The organism is Streptomyces sp. NPDC034111, from assembly GCF_055575375.1.
The window spans coordinates 87408-104282 of sequence record NZ_JBVIST010000015.1 but is presented as its reverse complement, the minus strand read 5'-3'; the positions used below and the strand labels follow the sequence as shown (position 1 = coordinate 104282).

The 16875-nt window shown below is 67.5% G+C and carries 11 protein-coding genes; 5 read left to right on the top strand and 6 right to left on the bottom strand.

What is annotated here, in order from left to right:
* Positions 1-48 precede the first annotated feature (48 nt).
* The 4 genes from ACZ55A_RS27465 to ngcE form a co-directional block, all read right to left on the bottom strand.
* On the bottom strand, positions 49-1272 hold the full coding sequence (locus ACZ55A_RS27465; protein ID WP_468845305.1) for an ROK family transcriptional regulator: 1224 nt from the start codon (positions 1270-1272) through the stop codon (positions 49-51).
* A gap of 316 nt (positions 1273-1588) precedes the next feature.
* The gene (locus ACZ55A_RS27460; protein WP_468845302.1) at positions 1589-2518 is read right to left on the bottom strand and encodes a carbohydrate ABC transporter permease; all 930 of its coding nucleotides are present in this window, start codon (positions 2516-2518) and stop codon (positions 1589-1591) included.
* An 11-nt stretch (positions 2519-2529) separates the two neighbouring features.
* Positions 2530-3453 (bottom strand): carbohydrate ABC transporter permease, encoded by a 924-nt coding sequence (locus ACZ55A_RS27455; protein WP_468845299.1) that lies wholly within the window; start codon positions 3451-3453, stop codon positions 2530-2532.
* A gap of 49 nt (positions 3454-3502) precedes the next feature.
* The gene (ngcE, locus tag ACZ55A_RS27450; RefSeq protein ID WP_468845297.1) at positions 3503-4939 is read right to left on the bottom strand and encodes an N-acetylglucosamine/diacetylchitobiose ABC transporter substrate-binding protein; all 1437 of its coding nucleotides are present in this window, start codon (positions 4937-4939) and stop codon (positions 3503-3505) included.
* Positions 4940-5377: 438 nt separating this feature from the next.
* On the opposite strand from ngcE, the gene ACZ55A_RS27445 reads away from it, so the two are divergent.
* Together ACZ55A_RS27445 and ACZ55A_RS27440 are read left to right on the top strand one after the other, a co-directional pair.
* Positions 5378-8803 carry a GH92 family glycosyl hydrolase gene (locus ACZ55A_RS27445; RefSeq protein WP_468845294.1) on the top strand — a complete coding sequence of 1142 codons (3426 nt, stop codon included), beginning with the start codon at positions 5378-5380 and terminating at the stop codon, positions 8801-8803.
* Between the two features lie 102 nt (positions 8804-8905).
* Positions 8906-9856, top strand: coding sequence for an FG-GAP repeat domain-containing protein (locus tag ACZ55A_RS27440; RefSeq protein ID WP_468845291.1), 951 nt, complete (start codon positions 8906-8908; stop codon positions 9854-9856).
* A 101-nt stretch (positions 9857-9957) separates the two neighbouring features.
* Here the strand turns inward: ACZ55A_RS27440 and acnA are convergent, their stop codons facing one another.
* Both acnA and ACZ55A_RS27430 read right to left on the bottom strand, forming a co-directional pair.
* A complete protein-coding gene (acnA, locus tag ACZ55A_RS27435; RefSeq protein WP_468845289.1) occupies positions 9958-12690 on the bottom strand; it encodes an aconitate hydratase AcnA in 2733 nt (910 codons plus the stop codon).
* A 300-nt stretch (positions 12691-12990) separates the two neighbouring features.
* Positions 12991-13734, bottom strand: coding sequence for a dienelactone hydrolase family protein (locus ACZ55A_RS27430; protein ID WP_468845286.1), 744 nt, complete (start codon positions 13732-13734; stop codon positions 12991-12993).
* A 463-nt stretch (positions 13735-14197) separates the two neighbouring features.
* On the opposite strand from ACZ55A_RS27430, the gene ACZ55A_RS27425 reads away from it, so the two are divergent.
* From ACZ55A_RS27425 to ACZ55A_RS27415, 3 genes are all read left to right on the top strand, one after another.
* Positions 14198-14827 (top strand): TetR/AcrR family transcriptional regulator, encoded by a 630-nt coding sequence (locus ACZ55A_RS27425; protein ID WP_468845284.1) that lies wholly within the window; start codon positions 14198-14200, stop codon positions 14825-14827.
* Positions 14828-15078: 251 nt separating this feature from the next.
* Complete coding sequence (locus tag ACZ55A_RS27420; RefSeq protein ID WP_468845282.1) at positions 15079-15747, top strand: HEAT repeat domain-containing protein; 669 nt, start codon at positions 15079-15081, stop codon at positions 15745-15747.
* 6 nt (positions 15748-15753) lie between these two features.
* Positions 15754-16758, top strand: coding sequence for a HEAT repeat domain-containing protein (locus tag ACZ55A_RS27415; protein ID WP_468845279.1), 1005 nt, complete (start codon positions 15754-15756; stop codon positions 16756-16758).
* Positions 16759-16875: the final 117 nt, after the last annotated feature.

Sequence of the window (16875 nt, the reverse complement as noted above, 5' to 3'; positions counted from 1 at the left end):
CGACCGTCAAGAAGTAAATCCTTAACGAGATGGCAACGGTGCCATGCGTTAGCTGTGTGAACTCAGCGCGCGCACGCTATGGGCGGGCGCTTCGGTGCCCTGCGCACCGTCAAGAAGGGTCGAATCGCCCATCTCGCTCAGCACCAGGGCCAGCGCGCCCAGCACCTCGGCCCGGCCGCCGAGCGTGCCGGTGACGATGCCCAACTGCCGTGCGGCGCTGGGGATCGCGTACCGCGACACCGACTCCCGGATCGGCGCGAGCACCAGCTCACCCGCCTCGGCAAGATCGCCACCGAGTACCACTCGGCTGGGATTGAGCAGATTGCACAGATTCGCCACACCACTGCCGATATGGCGGCCTACGTCCGCAATCACCCGCCGGCACCCCGGATCCCCCTCGCGCGCCAGCTGGACCACCCGCGCCATGGTCAGATCCAGGCCGTGGCTCGGCTGGAGCAGCGGCAGGACGTAGCGGGCCGCGGTGAAGGTCTCCAGGCAGCCGCGGTTGCCGCAGCGGCAGACCGGGCCCGCCTCGTCCAGCGTGATGTGCCCGATCTCGCCCGCGGTGCCGCCCGGCCCGCGGTAGATCTGCCCGCTGATCACCAGGCCCGCGCCGACACCGCTGGCGACCTTGATGTACGCCAGGTCGGAGGCCCCGCGGCCGCCGCCCCACACCAGCTCGCCCAGCGCGCCGAGGTTGGCGTCGTTGTCGACGTAGACCGGCACCCCGAGGCGCCCGGACAGCTCCTGGCTGGGGTTCGTGCCCGACCAGCCCGGCAGGATCGCGGTCGAGCCGAGGGTCCCGGATTCCACATCGATCGGGCCCGGTACGCCCAGGCCGACGCCGATGACCTTGCCCGGGCCGATCCCGGTCGCCTCGATCAGCCGGTTGACCAGGTGTTCCGCCCGGTCGAAGCCCTCCGCGGCGGAGGCGTCCACATCGATCGGCTCGGCCTCCTCGGCGAGCACGTGGTGGGCCAGGTTGCCGACCGCCACGCGCAGGTGGGAGTGGCCGAAATCGACGCCCACGACGATCCCCGCATCGCCGGAGAGCGAGACGCTGCGCGCCCGCCGCCCGCCCGACGAGGTGGGGGTCACCTCGACGGTTCCGCCGTCCTTCAACTCGCGAACGATGTTGGAAACGGTGGCCGCGGACAGCCCCGTGCTCCGGGCGATCTCCGCCTGTGTGAGTGAGCCCGCCATACGCACCGCGCGCACGACCCGCTCCAGATTGGCCCGGTGCAGCGAGGACTGCGACCCCGGAGTCTCCATCGACTCATCCACTCCTGTCTCGGGCCGGGGGTACCTCCCAGCGAAGGCTGGGGAGGCACGGCGACCGCCCGCCGGCCGCACCCACACCTTCGGGGGGCGGCCCTCGATTCAACATGTGAACTCTAAGCAGAACGCCCGCCGGGAAGTCTCGTCAAGGCGTTGAGCCCGGCATGATCAGAACCGGCCCCGGAGGGAAAAGCCCCGAGGGCGGCTCCGTCGTCGCGGAGCCGCCCCGGGGTGCGCGCGGGACGGCGCGCACAGGCGTACGCCGAAGTGGCGCAGAACAAACCTCGGTACGAACTGACCGGACCCGCCGCTACTTGATCGCCCCCGCCGTCAGCCCGGCCTGCACCTGACGCTGGAAGATGAAGTACACCAGCAGCACCGGCAGCATCGCGATCATCATGCCGGCCATCAGCCCGCCCCAGTCGCCCTCATACCCCTGCTGCAACGCGATGTTGGCGAGGCCCTGGGTCAACACGTACTTGTCCTCGTCCTGGTTGAGGACCATCGGCAGCAAGTACTGATTCCACTGACCCAGGAAGTTGAAGATCCCGATGCTGATCAGGCCGGGCTTGGCCATCGGCAGCATCACCTGGAAGAACGTCCTGGCGTGCGAGGCACCGTCGATCATCGCGGCCTCCGCCACCGAGGTCGGCAGGGTGCGGAAGAAGGACGTCATGAAGAAGACGGTGAACGGCAGCGAGTAGGCGATGTAGACCGCGATCAGGCCCTGGTACGTGGCCAGCAGCGGAACCCCCGGGAAGTCCCGCATCACGAAGAACAGCGGGATGACCAGCATGAACACCGGGAAGGACATCCCGGCCACGAACAGGTAGTAGATGAGGCGGTTACCGGGGAAGGTGAACCGCGCCAGGACGTAGCCCGCCATGGAGCCCAGCACCATCGTGCCCGTGACCGAACCGCCCACCACGATCAGGGTGTTGAGGAACATCTTGCCGATGTTGGCCTTGTCCCAGGCGTTGCCCCAGTTCTCGAAGTGCAGCGTGTCCGGCAGCGACCAGGGCGTGGTGAGGATGTCCCCGCTGCTCTTGAACGAGCTCCACAGCACCCACAGCAGCGGCATGCCCACCATCAGCGCCCACACGAACAGCATGCCGTGCGAGAAGACATTGAGTACGCCGCCCTCGGCGCCGCCGCGCGACTTCCGGGCGTCCTTTCCGCCCTCGGACCGCTGCCCAGCCACCGCCGGCAGCTTCTCCACCGCATTGGTTTCCGTCGTCATGCGCCCTGCCCCTAGAACTCGATCCGCTCACGGCGCGCAAAACGCATCGTGAGGACGGCGAACAACAGCGTGACGACGAGCATGGCGACGCCCATCGCCGCGGCATAGCCGAACTGGCTGTCCCGGAAAGCGGTTTGGTAGAGCCGGAGCGGTACGACATCGGTCGCGCCGTCCGGACCGCCCATGTTCACCGACATGATCTGCACCAGCGCGAAGGCGTCCATCGCGATGATGCCCATATAGACCCAGCCGGTCTGCACGGTGTCCCACAGCAGCGGAAGGGTGATCCGGAAGAAGGTGTGGATACGGTTGGCGCCGTCCAGCAGCGAGGCCTCGTAGATCTCCCGCGGGATGGAGGCCATGGCGGCGGAGAAGAGGACGACGTAGAAGCCGACGTTCGCCCAGACCATCACCACCATGATGCAGGCGAGCGCAATGCTGCGTTCACCGAGCCAGGAGCTCTGGAGCGAATCCAGACCGACCGCGCCGAGCAGCGAGTTGAGCATGCCGTCGTGGGGATCCGGATTGTAGATGTTGAACCAGATCACCGAGATGATGGTGATCGAGATGACCTGCGGGAAGAAGTAGACGAATTTGTAGAACGAGGCTCCGCGCACGCCGGTGATGACCGCGCCGCGGCGGGCGCGGCCGCCGACATTGAGCATGAAGGCGAAGAACAGCCCCAGCGTCAGCGTGGCGATCGGGACCAGCACCAGCATGACGACGTTGTGCTTGAGCGCATTCCAGAACTCGTCGCTGTGCAGCAGTTTGGTGTAGTTGTCCAGTCCGATGCTCTTCGCAGTGCCGCGCAGGCCGCTCCATTCCGTGGTCGAGATCTGGAATGCCTGGACGAACGGCGAGATCACAAAGATCGCGTAGATCAGCAGAGGCAGGGCCAGGAACCCCACGATGAATCGGTACTTGCCGTGTTGCATTGCGCTCCCCGGCCCTCCCTCGTCAAGTGGCGTGAAGTGGCGTGTGCGGTCAGGCCTCGCGGTGGAACTTGGTGACGGAATCGTCCTTGGCGAATTCGTCCGCGTACTGCTGGGCCTTCTTGATCCACTCCGCGGCCTTCATGTCACCGGTCAGCAGCTGACTGGTGAGCCCGCCCAGCTTCTCGTCGGTCAGCTTCGGGTACCACTCCTGCAACTGGATCATCAGCAGGTTCTGGCCACCCTCCTTGACGGCCTTGGCGGCCGAGGAGAGTCCCGGGGAGAGCTGCATTCCGTCGGTCGCGCCCTGCACCGCGGTGAGTGACTTGACCTTTGTCGCGAAATTCTGTGCATGCTTCTTCGACAGCAGAATGCGCAGCAGCTCCATCCCACCGAGGGGGTTCTTCCCGCCCTTGGCCACGATGAACGGCTCGCTGGGCTCGGCCCGCAGGGTGCCGTGCGGCATCTTGTCGCCGCTGCCGCCGTTGAACAGCGCGCCGACGGACATGTCGAAGTCCTTCGGCGTGGTCGGCGCGGCCTCGTTCTCCACCCAGGAGCCGTTGGGGATGAAGACGGCCTTGCCGCGGGTCCAGGCGGTCTGCGACTGGATATGTGTCAGGCCCTGGCTGCCCGCGAGGAAGTAGCCCTTGGCGGCAAGCTCCTCATAGTGCTCGACGACCTGCTTGACGGCATCGTTCGAGGTCCAGGCCTTGGGCTCCAGATTGTCGATGGCGATCCACTTGTCGAGGCCACCGATCTTGGCGATCTGCGCGAACAGATTGAAGTGGACGTAGTACGGGTACTTGCCCGGGTACGTCCAGGGCGCCACGCCCGCCTTTTTGATCTCGCCACAGAGCTTGATCATGTCGTCGAACGAGGCCGGGTACTCCCAGCCCTTGTCCTTCAGCAGCTTGCTGGAATACCAGGTGCCATAGACCGTGAACGCGTAGTAGAAGACATCGAATGCGTCCTTGTGCTTGCCCTTTTCCAGTGTGCTGGGGTAGAGCGTGTCCCGGATCTTCTTCTTGGGATCGTCCAGCGAAGGCGCATCGAGCAGCGGTGTGAGGTCCTGCAACTGGCCCTGTGCGGACAGCTTGTTCATGTCCAGGTGATCGGCACCGGAGTTGTCGATGATGTCCGGGGGATTTCCGCCGGCGAATCGCGGCTGGAGCTTCGGTCCGACCTGCTGCGTTCCCGTGTGTTTGACGGTCACGCCATAGGTCTTGTTGTAGTCGGCCTCGGCGTCCTTTGCGTACTGGTCGCCCAGTCCGCCCTTGAAGATGAAGGCTTCCAGGGCGACGCCCTTCTTCACGCCCAGCGGGTTCTTCGCCGAGGTCGCGCCCTTGTTCTTGGTGCCGTTGTCGTCGTCCCCGCCGCCGCCTCCGGTGGCACATGCGGAGAGCGTTCCCATGGCCGGTACGGCGATGATGCCCAGTGCCGCGGCTCGCTTGACCAGATCACGACGGTTGAATTCTGAGGTGGATCCCATGCTCAAGTCCTCGCCTTCTTCAGGACTCAGGCGGTGTACCGGAGCCACCCCGGCACCGCGGGTCAGATGAAGCTGAGTTGTACGGGATGTGCACCGGGCGCGCTAGAGAAATGCGGGGACATGATCCGTTCCCCGCTTTCCCCCCGGTTCCGCGCGGCCTGAGTCGTACGGCCGGTCGGACGCGACAGGTATAGTCCACTTCCGGCCGAAGGGGCAAGATCGAATGCAGGGTTGGACGGCAGTCTTTCCCTAGTTGAGACCTCCCCGGCATGCGGGTGGTCCGCTGCCGTCACCCCGCCGGATCATCCGGCGACCCGGCCGGCCCATCGCTCGCAGCGACACCCTTGACACCAAAGTCCCCACGCACCTTACTTATCTCTGTTCAGCGTGGCGTCACTCAACTGACAACGATGTCAACCTCCTTGAGAGAGGGCTCGCGTGCGGCTCGGACACCGGCACAGCTCACCGCGGGGGATCGCCCGCACCGCCGCCCTCATGGCGGCCGCTCTGCTCGTCATCACCGCCCCAGGCGCAGTCGGTGCAGCCCGGGCCGCACCGCCCCAGAAGCCTCAAAGCCCCCACGGAGCCGCGGAGTTCAGCTCCTCCTTAGAGCCCGGCGACCCGCAACCGGACTGGACCGACACCGTCGAGACCGGCCCCGACGGCACACCCCGGACCCGGGGCGTCACCCCGGAGGCCACCCCCGCGGCCGCCGGCATGACCACCAGGCCCGACACCGGACCCGCCGACTCCCCCACCGCCAAGGCGCACGCCGGCTTCACCGGTGGCCACGCCCTGCGCTACGCCGGCACCCACACCGCCGACGGCCACGGCTACGCGTACAACAAGATCTTTGACGTCGATACGCCGGTCACCGCGTCCACGGCGCTCTCGTACAAGCTCTTCCCGGAGCTGTCCAGAACCGACCTGGCCTACCCCGCGACCCATGTCGCCGTCGATCTGGCGTTCACCGATGGCACCTACCTCAGCGAGCTGCCCGCCGTCGACCAGCACGGCGTCCCGCTGACCCCGCAGGGCCAGGCCGCCTCCAAAACGCTCTACGTCAACCAGTGGAACGACCGCGAGTCCCGGATCGGCGCGGTCGCCGCCGGCAAGACCATCGACCGGATCCTGGTGGCCTACGACGCGCCCCGGACCCCGCACACCGCACCGGCCTTCCGCGGCTGGGTCGATGACCTCACGATCGGGCCCAAGCCCCCGGACAGACCCCTCGCGCACCTCTCCGACTACGCCGTCACCACCCGCGGCACCCTCTCCAGCGGCAGCTTCTCGCGCGGCAACACCTTCCCCGCCACCGCGGTCCCCAACGGTTTCAACTTCTGGACACCGGTGACCAACGCCGGTTCCTCGGACTGGCTCTACGAGTACGCGCGGCGGAACAACGCCGACAACCTCCCCACCCTCCAGGCCTTCAGCGCCAGCCATGAGCCCAGCCCGTGGATGGGCGACCGGCAGACGTTCCAGGTCATGCCGTCCGTCGCGGCCGGCACTCCGGACGCCTCGCGCACCGGCCGGGCGCTGCCGTTCCACCACACCAACGAGACCGCGAGGCCGCACTACTACGGCGTGACCTTCGACAACGGCCTCAAGACCGAGATCACCCCCACCGACCACGCCGCGCTGATGCGCTTCACCTTCCCCGGCGACCGGGCCGGCCTGATCTTCGACAACGTCAACAACAAGGGCGGCCTGAGCCTGGACACCGAGCGCGGCATCGTCACCGGCTTCTCGGACGTCAGGAGCGGGCTGTCGGTCGGTGCCACCCGGCTCTTCGTCTACGGCGAGTTCGACGCTCCGGTCACCGGCGGCGGCCGGCTCGCCGGCGGGGGAGGCAAGGACGTCACCGGCTACCTCCGCTTCCGGCCCGGCGCCGACCGTACGGTGACGATGCGGATCGCCACCTCCCTGGTCAGCCTGGACCAGGCGAGGACGAACCTGGACCGGGAGATCCCGGCCGGTACGTCCTTCGCCTCCGTCGAGCGGCGGGCGCAGTCGCAGTGGGACGGTCTCCTCGGCCGGATCGAGGTCGAGGGCGCGAGCCGCGATCAGCTCACCACCCTCTACTCCAACCTCTACCGCCTCTACCTCTACCCCAACTCCGGCTTCGAGAAGGTGGGTTCGCGCAGCCGCTACGCCAGCCCCTTCTCCCCGCAGACCGGCCCCGACACCCCCACCCACACCGGCTCGAAGATCGTCGACGGCGAGGTCTACGTCAACAACGGCTTCTGGGACACCTATCGCACCACCTGGCCCGCCTATGCGCTGCTCACCCCGGAGCGGGCCGGGAAAATGGTCGACGGCTTTGTCCAGCAGTACAAGGACGGCGGCTGGATCTCCCGCTGGTCCTCGCCGGGTTACGCGGATCTGATGACCGGGACGAGTTCCGATGTGGCCTTTGCCGACGCCTATGCCAAGGGTGTGCGGTTCGACGCCGAGGCCGCTTATGAGGCGGCCGTCAAGAACGCCACCGTCGCCCCGCCGAACCCCGGTGTCGGCCGTAAGGGCATGACCACCGCGCCCTTCCTCGGCTATACGAGCACCGCCACCCGCGAGGGCATGTCCTGGGCGCTGGAGGGCTACCTCAACGACTTCGGAATCGCCCGGATGGGCAAGGCGCTCTACCAGAAGACGGGAAAATCCCGCTACAAGGAAGAGTCCGCCTATTTCCTGGGCCGCGCCCAGAATTACGTCAAGCTCTTCGACACCAGGGTCGGCTTCTTCCAGGGCAAGGACGCCAAGGGCAACTGGCGCCTTCCCGCGGACCGGTTCGACCCCCGCGTCTGGGGCCACGACTACACCGAGACCAACGCCTGGACCTTCGCCTTCACCGCACCCCAGGACACCCGGGGCCTGGCCAACCTCTACGGCGGCCGCGCCGGGCTGGCGAAGAAACTGGACGCCTACTTCTCCACACCGGAAACCGCGGCCAAGGAATTCGCCGGATCCTACGGCGAGGTGATCCACGAGATGACCGAGGCGCGTGACACCCGTATGGGCATGTACGGACACAGCAACCAGCCCTCGCACCACATCGCCTATGTCTACGACGCGGCGGGGCAGCCCTGGAAAACCCAGGCGAAGGTCCGCGAGGCGCTGTCCCGGCTCTACCTCGGCAGTGAGATCGGCCAGGGGTATCCGGGCGACGAGGACAACGGTGAAATGTCCGCGTGGTACGTCTTCAGCTCGCTCGGCTTCTATCCGCTGGTGATGGGGCAGGGTGAATACGCGGTGGGCTCACCGCTGTTCACCAAGGCGACCCTCCACCTGGAGAACGGCCGCGATCTGACCATCAAGGCGCCGCGCAACAACGCCCGCAATGTCTACGTCCAGAGCCTCCGGTTCAACGGAAAACCCTGGCACTCCACCGCCCTGCCGCACCGGCTCCTCGCCCGCGGCGGAACCCTGGAATTCACCATGGGCGAGCGGCCCTCGGCCTGGGGAACCGGCCGGGATGCCGCGCCGACCGCCCTCGCCAAGGACGACCAGGTGCCCACCCCGCCGGCGGATCTGACCGATCCCGCCGCCGGCCCACTGTTCGACAACACCTCCGACACCTCGGCCGCGGTCACCACCGTCCCGGCCGTTCTGACCGGGCCCGCCCGGGTCACGTCGTACACCCTCACCTCGGCGGACCACCGCACGGCGCCCACCGGCTGGCGGCTGGAGGGCTCCGCGGACGGCAGCCACTGGCAGGAGCTGGACCGCCGCTCCGGCGAGTCCTTCACCTGGGACCACCAGACCCGTGTCTTCGCCGTCGGCCGGCCGGGGGTCTACCGGCACTACCGGCTGGTGGCCGACGGCACACCGACGCTCGCCGAGGTCGAACTGCTGGGAGCCCCATAACCAGTTGACTTGTGGAGCTCTTGTGGAACTATTCAGCTGATCACGTGACGCGTCCCCTATGGGGCGCGTCACGTCTCTTGTCTGAATACTGGGAGACATTAGGTGATACTTCCCTTCGGCCGTCGGCGCGGACGGGCCCTGACCCGCCTCGCGACCGTGGCGCTCGCCACCGCACTGGCGGGTTCGACCGCGGCCACCGCGCTGGCCGACAGCCCCACCCCGTCCGAGGCCTCCCGCCTCAAGGCCGTGGTGACGCCGGAGCCTGCGCAGGCCGCGTCCGGCACCGTGTACAACACCCCGTTCTTCTTCGTCCTGGACGGTGTGGAGCGCGACGGCAGCCTCTTCATGTACGCGCCGGACCGCAACGGAAACTTCGGGCCCCGCGACAAGATCTTCGACGGGGACGACATCGGGGACTTCAAGTACCTCAAGGCCGCTGCCCAGGTCGACAACGACAAGGACGGCTACGGCGACGCCACCTACTACTGGATGAACAACGGCGCGCTGTCGTTCACCTACACAGGCGCCGACGGCATGGTGAAGACCCGTGCCATCGGCGGCGGTTGGCAGATCTACTCCAAGGTCCTCTCCCCCGGCAACGTCGCCGGTGCCAAGGAGTCGGACATCCTCGCCGTCGACAGGTCCGGCGTGCTGTGGCTGTACCTGGCGCGCCGCGACGGCACGGTGACCCCGCGGATCCGCGTCGGCGCCGGCTGGGGCGGCTACACCCAGCTCGCCGGCCAGGGCGACCTCACCGGCGACGGCCGGGCCGACCTGGTCGCCAGGGACAAGGCGGGGGTGCTCTGGCTCTACCAGGGCACCGGCGACGCCAAGACGCCGTTCGCGGCCCGCAAGAAGATCGGCGGGGGCTGGAACGCGTACAACTACCTGCACTCCAGCGGGGATGTGAACCGCGACGGCATCGCCGATCTGCTGGCCCGGGCCGGCAACGGCACGCTGTACATCTACCAGGGCACCGGCAACGCCTCCGCGCCGTACGCCAAGCCCGTCAAGGCCCACGGCTCCTTCGGCAGCTACCGCCTGATGTTCTGACCACCGGGCCGTAAGACTGCCGGTACGCGGACGGGCCGCACCCCCTCGGTCGAGGGAGTGCGGCCCGTCGTCGTGCTGCCGGGACCTGCTTGCGGCTGCGTTTACTTCCGGATGAGCGACCGCAGCACGTACTGCATGATGCCGCCGTTGCGGTAGTAGTCCGCCTCACCGGGGGTGTCGATGCGCACCTTGGCGTCGAACTCGACAACTTCCCCAGAGGGAGCGGTGGCCTTGACCTTGACGGTCTCCGGGATGCCGCCGTCGTTCAGGGCGGTGATGCCGGTGAGGGAGAAGGTCTCCTCGCCGGTCAGGCCCAGGGACAGTGCGGAGGCGCCCTCGGGGAACTGGAGCGGGAGCACGCCCATGCCGATCAGGTTCGAGCGGTGGATGCGCTCGTAGGACTCGGCGATGACGGCCTTGACGCCCAGGAGCGCGGTGCCCTTGGCGGCCCAGTCGCGGGACGAGCCGGAGCCGTACTCCTTGCCGGCCAGGATGACCAGCGGGATGCCGGCCGCCTGGTAGTTCTGCGAGGCGTCGTAGATGAACGACACCGGACCGCCGTCCTGGGTGAAGTCGCGGGTGAAGCCGCCCTCGGTGCCCGGCGCGATCTGGTTGCGCAGACGGATGTTGGCGAAGGTGCCGCGGATCATGACCTCGTGGTTACCACGGCGGGAGCCGTAGGAGTTGAAGTCGCGACGCTCGACGCCGTGCTCGGTGAGGTACTTGCCGGCCGGGGTGTCGGCCTTGATCGCACCGGCCGGGGAGATGTGGTCGGTGGTGACCGAGTCGCCCAGCTTGGCCAGCACACGGGCACCGGCGATGTCCTCGACCGGGGTGGTCTCCATCGTCATGCCCTCGAAGTACGGGGGCTTACGGACGTAGGTGGACTCGGCGTCCCACTCGAAGGTGTTGCCGGTCGGGATCGGCAGCGCCTGCCACTGGGCGTCACCCGCGAAGACGTCCTGGTAGGACTTGTTGAACATGTCCTCGCCGATGGCGTTGGCCACGACCTCGTTGACCTCGGCCTCGGTCGGCCAGATGTCCTTCAGGTACACCGGGTTGCCCTCGGTGTCGTTGCCGATGGCCTCCTCGGTGATGTTCACCTTCATGGAGCCGGCGATGGCGTACGCGACGACCAGCGGCGGGGACGCCAGGTAGTTCATCTTGACGTCGGGGTTGATCCGGCCCTCGAAGTTACGGTTGCCGGAGAGCACCGAGGTGACGGCGAGGTCGGCCTCGTTGACGGCCTTGGAGACCTCTTCGTCCAGCGGGCCGGAGTTGCCGATGCAGGTGGTGCAGCCGTAGCCGACGAGGTTGAAGCCCAGCTTGTCCAGGTACGGGGTCAGGCCGGCCTTGTCGAAGTAGTCGGTGACGACCTTGGATCCCGGGGCCAGGGTGGTCTTGACCCACGGCTTGCGGGTCAGGCCCTTCTCGACCGCCTTCTTGGCCACCAGCGCGGCGGCGACCATGACGTACGGGTTGGAGGTGTTGGTGCAGGAGGTGATCGCGGCGACGGTCACCGCGCCGTGGTCGATCTCGTACACGGTGCCGTCGGGGGTGGTCACCTGGGTCGGCTTGGTCGGCGCGCCGTTGTGGTCCACCGCCGGGGCGTCCGAGGCCGGGAAGGACTCCTTGCCCGCCTCCTCGTCCGCGTCGCCGACGTAGTTGCGGACGTCCTGCGCGAACTGCTCGGCGGCCTTGGCCAGCACGATCCGGTCCTGCGGACGCTTCGGACCGGCGATCGACGGGACGACCGTCGACAGGTCCAGCTCCAGCTTCTCGGAGAAGTCGGGCTCGGCGGCCGGGTCGAGCCAGAGGCCCTGCTCCTTGGCGTACGCCTCGACCAGCGCGACCTGCTGCTCGCTGCGGCCGGTCAGCTTCAGGTAGTTCAGGGTCTCGTCGTCGATCGGGAAGATCGCCGCCGTCGAACCGAACTCCGGCGACATGTTGCCGATGGTGGCGCGGTTGGCCAGCGAGGTGGCGGCCACACCCTCGCCGTAGAACTCGACGAACTTGCCGACGACGCCGTGCTTGCGCAGCATCTCGGTGATGGTCAGCACGAGGTCGGTGGCGGTGGTGCCGGGGGTGAGCTCACCGGTCAGCTTGAAGCCGACGACGCGCGGGATGAGCATGGAGACCGGCTGGCCGAGCATCGCGGCCTCGGCCTCGATGCCGCCGACGCCCCAGCCCAGCACGCCGAGGCCGTTGACCATGGTGGTGTGCGAGTCGGTGCCGACGAGGGTGTCGGGGTAGGCCTGTCCGTTGCGGATCATGACCGTACGGGCCAGGTGCTCGATGTTCACCTGGTGGACGATGCCGGTGCCCGGCGGGACGACCTTGAACTCGTCGAAGGCGGTCTGGCCCCAGCGCAGGAACTGGTAGCGCTCCTTGTTGCGGCCGTACTCCAGCTCGACGTTCTGCTTGAAGGCGTCGTTGGTGCCGAACTTGTCGGCGATGACGGAGTGGTCGATGACCAGCTCGGCCGGCGCCAGCGGGTTGATCTTCGCCGGGTCGCCGCCCAGCTCCTTCACGGCCTCACGCATGGTCGCGAGGTCCACGACACAGGGAACGCCGGTGAAGTCCTGCATGATCACGCGGGCCGGCGTGAACTGGATCTCCTGGCTGGGCTGGGCCTGCGAGTCCCAGCCACCGAGCGCCCGGATGTGGTCGGCGGTGATGTTCGCACCGTCCTCGGTGCGGAGCAGGTTCTCCAGCAGCACCTTCAGGCTGTACGGGAGGCGGGCCGAGCCCTCCACCTTGTCCAGCCGGAAGATCTCGTACGACTCGTCGCCCACCTGCAGCGTGCTGCGGGCGTCGAAGCTGTTCGCCGACACGACAGTCTCCTTCATGCATGAATTCGCGCGTACCACCGCAATCCTGCCGTCACAGGTTCTCGCCACATCCGCTAAGGTGAGCCTAAGTTAGGTACGCCTTACTGGCGCGGCAGCGGTACGCCTCTCGGCAGATATCTCGATGTCGAGATAACTCTAGTACATCGCCGCGCCGGGGTCATGCCCTGACCGCCTCCTGACTGCTCTCATCGTCGTGCGGGTGATCGCACTACCGGGCTCGCCACCCGAATGTGGCGAGCCCGCTTTCGTGACGCGCTCTGGTCCGGTTTCCGAGCCGGAGCCTCAGCCGGTGGCCAGGGTGCGGCCGAGGAGGGGGAGCAGGCGGTCCCAGTGGCGCTGCATTCCGGAGGGGCTGAAGGCGTAGGTGTCGGACATGGTGAAACCGTGGACGGTGCCGGGGTAGATCTCGGAGGTGTAGCCGACACCCGCGGCGTCCAGGGCCTGGTTGAGCTCGCCGAGGGCCTCGGGCGTCATGTCGGTTTCGGCGTGGCCGAGGTGGACCTGGGCGGTGAGCTTGGAGAGGAGGCGGTCCCTGTCGGGCCCGTCGGCGCCCACGGGGCCGTGGAATCCGGCGACGGCGGCCACCTGGCCGGGGTGAGCCGCTGCGGTGTGCATCGCCAGGAGGCCGCCTATGCAGTAGCCGGTCACCGCGACCGGGCCGGCGCTGACCTCGGGCTGGGTGGTGAGGAAGCTGAGGTAGGCGTCGGCGTCGCGCAGGATGCGTTCGGTGGTGTGCGCCTCGATCAAGGGCATCACCTGGGCGATGACCGCGGGCCGGGCCTCCTCTCCGATGTGCTCGGGAAGTTCGAGCAGCGGTGCCGGGCCGTGCCGGTAGAAGAAGTTGGGGACGAGCACGTAGTACCCGTGCCCGGCCAGTTCGCGGGCCATCTCCCGCAGCACGGGCCGGATGCCGAAGGCGTCCGCGTACATCAGCACCCCCGGGTGCCGCTCGCCACGGTCGGGGAAGGCGGCGAAGGCGTCGGCCTGGCCGTCCGGGGTGGGAATCTGGAGAGTCTTGGTGGGCAAGATCTTCCTTTCTGGGCTGATGCTCGTGCACAGCCCCTGTCAGGGTTGAGGTCAACCAGAGATCAATCCGGCGAGGACCTACGATCACCGGGCAAACCGGCATGAACCGGAGTAGTGACGATCAACCCGGCCGACACCGGGAGGCTGACCAGGTGGCTCCACCCCGATCAGCGTCCTCTTCACGCCGGCAACAGCCGTAGAAGATCTCCAGGCTCACCCGAATCAAGATCGCTCTCAGCGACAACGGCTGTCCGCTGGTTCCTCAACCCCGATGACAGAGGCGCGCAGCGGCCGGCCCAAGGAGGCGGAAGGAACAGTGGTCGAGGCGGTCGAGGTGGTCGTACGACGGTTCGTCACTTCGAGTAAAGTACAACGATCATGGCAGTGACTGCAACGCTCGTTGTACTTTTTCTTCGGGCGGGCACCTTGACCAGGGCGGTAGCGGCAGAAAGGGAAGTCACCCATGAGGCAGGGCATGGCGGAGAAGCGGGCGGCCATCGTGCAGGGCGCGCGCAAGGTCTTCGGGCGCGACGGCTATACGCGGACGAGCATCGACTCGATCGCCAAGGAGGCCGTGGTCTCCACCCGCACCATCTACAACCACTTCCCCGGCGGCAAGGGCCAGCTCTTCCGGGCCGTGGTGGTCGAGGGTTCGGAGTCGGTCGTCGAGGCGCTCCTCGACGCGATCGACCGACGGCTGCACAAGGTGACCGCGGACGACCTGGAGCAGGACCTCATCGCGTTCGTACGGGCCTGGATCGCCCCGTCGCACCGGTTCTCCGATCACTTCGCGGTCATCCGGCAGATGCGGGTGGAAAGCGCCCATGTCCCGGAGGAGTTCCTCACGGCCTGGCGGCAGAGCGGCCCGCAGCGGGCATCCGATGCGGTGGCCGAGCGGTTCGAGCAGCTGGCCGCCGACGGGCTGCTCGCAACGGACGAACCGGCGCGGGCGGCCCGCCACTTGCTGCTGCTCACGGCGGCCGAGGTCAACGAGCAGAGCTTCTACGGAGCGCTGCCGCTGTCGGAGGAGGCTGAGGGCGCGATCATCGAGTCGGGCGTACGGGCCTTCCTGCGGGGATATGCGCCGCGCTGAGTGCCTGCGCCACCACTCGCGATTCCTGACGATGCGTGATGTCGGCGCACACGTGAACGCGAACGGGAACGGGAACAGGAACGGGAACAGGAACGGGAACGTGCCTCAACGTCACGCACGTCTCATCTGACCTCCCTGGCGCCGAACTTGGTGGACAGAGTGTGCCTGGGCGCCTGGTGACCTCGCGCCGTGCCCCCGCTTGACCTTGACACAGTGACAAGGTCTTCACTGCGGCCAAGGAGGTGGTCCCGATGGCCATGCCGAAACAGGACACGGATGTGCTTCGAGCCGTCCAGGGGCTGGAGGACAGTCGCTCGTCAGTGCGGCTGCGGGCGGCGCTGGCGGTCGGCACGACCCCTGACCCGCGGTTCATCGACAAGCTCATCGAGCGATGCGCGAGCGAGCCCGAGTTCTACGTCCGCGAAATGCTGACGTGGGCACTCACCCGCCACTCAGCATCAATGACGGTCCCGGAGCTTGTCAGTGAAGTCCGCTCGGAGCGTGCGCAGGCACGAAGCCAGGCGTTGCACACGCTGTCCAAGATCGGGGATCGGCAGGCGTGGCCGGCGATCACACGGGCGCTGCTGTCCGACGCCGACGATGAGGTGGCGCGGAGCGCTTGGCGGGCAGCGGTCGTGCTCGTGCCCGAAGGCGAGGAGCCCGAGTTGGCCGCAGTATTGTCGACACAGCTCGGACGCGGCGAACGTGAGACGCAGCTGAGCCTCAGCCGGGCGCTGATCGCGCTCGGTGAGGTGATCATGCCGACCCTGCGCGCCGCGATGACGGATCTCGACCCTCGTGTGCGCGCGCACGCGATCGCCACCGAACGGCTGTTGCGCGACCCGGATGCCGGATTCGAGTTCGCGATCGAGGAGGCGAAGCGCGTCGTGGCCCTCGGCAGGACCAGCCAGGAGGGGTGAGGGCCAGTGTTGATCGGTGATGTGGCACGACGCTCCGGCGTCAGCGCCCGCATGCTCAGGCATTACGACTCGCTCGGCCTGGTGCGGCCAACGGGTCGTACCGACGCGGGCTACCGGGAGTACTCCAGCGAGGACATCCGGCGGATCTTCCATATCGAGAGCCTGCGGTCATTGGGGCTGTCGCTGCGTGACGTCGGGCGCGCGCTCGATGATCCCGGCTTCACGCCCTCAGAGCTCGTCGACGACCTCATCCGCCAGACGCAAGAACGCATTGCACGTGAGACGGAGCTGCTCACGCGACTCCGTCGGATCGATGCCGCGGAACCCGCCGGCTGGGAGCACGTCCTCCAGACCGTTGCACTCCTCCAGGCGTTGGGGTCAAAGAGCGCCGGGACGCGCCAGCGCGCGGCCCTGTCCTCGGTCGACGAGGTTCCGGTGCCGGTGGAAGCACTGGTCGAGGCGGCGCTGAGCGAGACGGACCCGAACGTCGCCGGAGCCCTTCGATGGGCCTTGGCGCAATGGGGCGAGGGCGGATTGGCTCTGCTGGCGGAGGGCCTCGGCTCACCAGTGGCCGAGGTGCGGAAACGTGCCGTCCAGTCCATCGCCGAGATTCCGAACGGCGAGGCGACCGCACTGCTGCGGGACGCCCTCGCGAACCCCGACATCGTGGTCCGCAGGTATGCAGCTCTGGCGCTCGGGGCACGTGGAGTGGCCGACGCGGTCCCGACGCTCATCGATATGGTCGTCGAGGAGACGAATGACGTCGATGCGGCCGATGCACTGAGCGCGCTGGCGAGTCGTCCCGCGTTGGCGGATCAGATCGCTACCGGGCTCGTTGATCGCCTCACCCACGGCACCGTTGAAGCGTCTGCACGCCGCCGGCTGACACAGGCGCTCGCGGACATCCCAGGAACCACCGCGTCATGTGCCCTCGCAGAGCTGTCACATGACGAAGACCGTGCCGTTGCGCTTACCGCGGCGTACATTCTCGGGATACGCAACGCCCGATAACGGATCTTCCTGGGGTGCTGTGTGTACCACCGGCCGCCCCGTGACCACACCCCGCAGCGGCCCTTACGAGGTCGGCCGCGGCCCCCGCCACCACCTTGCTGGTCTCCCCGCGCCTCT